Consider the following 2,520-nt stretch of genomic DNA (forward strand, 5'->3'; position numbering starts at 1 on the left):
CGGCGCGCTTCGTTCCGGCAGCAGGCGACGAGAGCCGAGCTTGAGCCTCAAGGACACCGGGCTGCCCCCCAAGGAGCAGCCCGGATAGCCTCGAGCTCAATCCCGCATTCTACGCACCATGATCAAGCGCAGCAGGTGCACCAAAGCCACTGCAGTGGCAGCGATGTAGGTGAGCGCCGCGGCGCTCAGCACTTTCCGCGCCCCTCCCACTTCGCTCTCGCTCAGGAAGCCGGCGGACTGCAGATGCGCTAAGGCCCGCCTGCTGGCGTCGAACTCCACTGGCAGGGTCACCACCTGGAAAAGGACAGCGCCCGCAAAGAACAAGATCCCCAGAGTCATCAGGCTGGGGATGCTGAGCAGCAGACCCACCAGAAAGAGCGGAATCGCCAGCGAGGAGCCAAAGTTTGCCAAGGGTACGATGCTATGCCGGAGACGCAAGGGCAGGTAGCCGGTGGCGTGTTGCTCAGCGTGGCCCGTCTCGTGAGCCGCCACGCCTAGAGCTGCTATCGAATCAGAAGCGTAGACACCCGAAGAGAGTCGGAGCACCTTTTTGGCTGGGTCATAGTGGTCCGAAAGGGTACCGCTTGTCTCTTCAACGGTCACATCGTTGATATTGCTGGCCCGAAGCAGTCGGCTTGCCACCTGTGCGCCGGTCAGGCCGGCGGCGGCGCGGATCTGGCTGAAACGCTCGTAGGTGGAGCGCACCTTGTACTGGGCGTACAAGGCCAGGGCCATGGCCGGCAGCAGGAGCCAATCGTAGGGTGAATAGAACATCGCCAGGTTCCCTCCTCTCGGTTAGGGCTAAAAAGGGCTCAGACTTCCCGCACACTGTTGCTCATTTGACTGTGGCTTCGTGCACTTGGTTCCTTTCTCCAAAAAAGAACCAGGGGCCCTTACCGGCCATACGGCCCGACAGGGCCCCTTTGCAAACCACCCTTCTGCTTAGTTGGCAACCACCTCGATGGACTTTGGTTTGGCTGCTTCGCTCTTGTGGAGAATGACCTTGAGCACGCCATCACGGAGCTGTGCCTCGATGCGCGTCGGGTCTATGTTAGAAGGTACGTGCAGGCTGCGGCAGAAACGGCCGTAAACCCGCTCGCTCAGGTACGGCGCCTGAGCCGTCTCCTTCTTCTTCTCGCCGCTGATGACGATCAGACCATCGTGATAGTTGACCTTGACGTCTTCCTTCTTCACCCCCGGCAGGTCCAGGGAGACAATCCACTCGTTTTCTGTCTCTACCACATCCATCCGGGGAGCCCAGTTGCATTCGTCAATCTTCTCGGATTCGCCCAGGCCCATCTCGTTTAGCCAGCGCGCCCATCGCTCTGCGCGGCGAAGTGCTCTCTCGCGCAACACATCCCAATCTTCCATAGCCATCGTCTTCACCTCCTGTTTTCGTGATGACCACTTCGCCCCGCATATTTGCAACCCTTGTGCCAAGGCGCACTGTGCTCACCGGGCAACCTGCAAGGCTTGTACAATCAAAGGGCTAAGGATCTGCCATGTTTTTTTCTGGAGTTGCTGCCAATGGTGCCACAGTGACAGCTTGTCTGTCAGCCTGCCTGCCGCAGCACGTGCAGTGAGAACCACCTGTCAAAACGCCGCGAGCTGGCTTCTCTCTACCCCAAGGATGCGGAGGAACTCCTTTGCCACCGGCGACAGGTATTTCCCTTTCCGGATGGCCACCCCGTAGCCCAGCTCGCCAAAGTACTCGGTCACGGGGATCATGGCCAGTGGCTGGGCATCTTGGCGCGACAAGGAGATGCCGGAGATAATGGTCACTCCGAGGCCTCTGCGGACATATTCCTTAATGACCTCGGCGCCCCCAGTCTCGATTTTTACCGTGGGCCACAGGCCCGCACGTTCGAACACCTCGTCGATGCGCCTCCTGATGGAATTGCCGCGCTCGTACAGGATGAGGGGCTCCTTGGCAATCTCCCGGAGCGTGACGCGGGCGCGCCCCGCAAGACGGTGGCCCGGCGCCGTGCACAGGAACATATCGTAGCGGGCAATCTCAAAGAAATCCATGCCGCCGAAATCGTTCCAGGAGGCGGTAATGCCAAAGTCGATTTCGCCGGCAAGGACCATGGCCAGAATCTCACTGTCCAGGATGCGGTTCATGATGGTCACCTGCACGTCTGGGTGGCGCCTCTGGAACTCCTCGACGCATTGCGGCAATCGGTACATCATGAACCCCCGATAGGCAGCAAGAACAATCCGTCTGCTCCCCTTATGCGCCAGCTCGGCAAAGTGCGCCTCCAGGTCGTCGAGCTTGCGAATCACGGCAGCGGCGTACTCGAACAGGACCTTGCCATTTTCGGTGAGCTGAATGCCCTTGCCCACACGTTCGTAGAGCTTGACCCCTAACTCTGCCTCCAATGCTGTCACCTGGTGGCGGAGGGCTGACGGGCCAACGTTCAGGCGCCGGGCGGCGAGAGCACAGCGGTTGTCGCGCGCGCTCCAATAGAAACCTGCCCGCTGTTGCAGTTGCATCGTACTTCTCCTCGGATCGTCTCACCT

General features: G+C 60.1%; 3 protein-coding genes. All 3 read right to left on the minus strand.

The window, feature by feature from the left end:
* Window positions 1-96: 96 nt before the first annotated feature.
* The 3 genes from H5U38_12170 to H5U38_12180 all read right to left on the minus strand — a co-directional run bounded on the left by H5U38_12170 (window position 97) and on the right by H5U38_12180 (window position 2,493).
* On the minus strand, window positions 97-774 hold the full coding sequence (locus H5U38_12170) for a zinc metallopeptidase (protein ID MBC7187779.1): 678 nt from the start codon (window positions 772-774) through the stop codon (window positions 97-99).
* Between the two features lie 168 nt (window positions 775-942).
* Window positions 943-1,377, minus strand: a complete 435-nt coding sequence (locus tag H5U38_12175) for an Hsp20/alpha crystallin family protein (GenBank protein ID MBC7187780.1) — start codon at window positions 1,375-1,377, stop codon at window positions 943-945.
* 216 nt (window positions 1,378-1,593) lie between these two features.
* Window positions 1,594-2,493 (minus strand): LysR family transcriptional regulator, encoded by a 900-nt coding sequence (locus tag H5U38_12180; GenBank protein MBC7187781.1) that lies wholly within the window; start codon window positions 2,491-2,493, stop codon window positions 1,594-1,596.
* Between the last annotated feature and the right edge of the window lie 27 nt (window positions 2,494-2,520).

The organism is Calditrichota bacterium (assembly GCA_014359355.1).
GTDB lineage: Bacteria > Zhuqueibacterota > Zhuqueibacteria > JANLFK01 > Oleimicrobiaceae > Oleimicrobium.